A 533-nucleotide genomic window follows, 5' to 3' on the forward strand; every position below is an offset into this window, starting at 1 on the left:
GTCTTCAGCAAAGCCGAGTTCGAAGCCCACGTCAGCGGTCAAGCCAACGCCAACATGTGTCGCTACCTGTTCCCGGACCGCTCGGTGGCCGAGCGCGAAGCGTTTGCCGAACGCAAGGAAGTGCGTTTCCGTGAGCTGTCGCCGCAACTGACGCCGATGGCCGGGCTGGTGCGGTTACTGGATTTCGCCAAGGCTCAAGACATCGGCATCGCCGTGGTGACCAACGCGCCACGGGCCAACGCCGATCACATGCTGCGAGCGCTGGGCCTGCGTGAGCGTTTCGAACATATCGTGGTCGCCGAGGAACTGCCCCGCGCCAAACCCGATCCCCTGCCCTACCTCACCGGCCTCGAACGTTTGCAGGCCAGCGCCGAAGTGACCCTGGCGTTCGAAGACTCGATCCCCGGCCTGACAGCGGCAGTGAGCGCCGGGATTTTCACCGTCGGCCTGGTGACCAGCCAACGCCGCGAGACGCTGCTGGCAGCCGGCGCGCATCTGGTGATCGAGGACTTTGACGATCCGCAGCTGTGGGC

Annotated in this window: 1 protein-coding gene; it reads left to right on the forward strand. The window is 65.1% G+C overall.

Annotated elements, in window-relative coordinates:
* Window positions 1-533, forward strand: a 533-nt coding sequence (locus AC1DH9_RS30710) for an HAD family hydrolase (protein WP_477809526.1), incomplete at both ends; no start/stop codon positions are given.

It is taken from the genome of Pseudomonas sp. 05T35 (genome assembly GCF_056396605.1).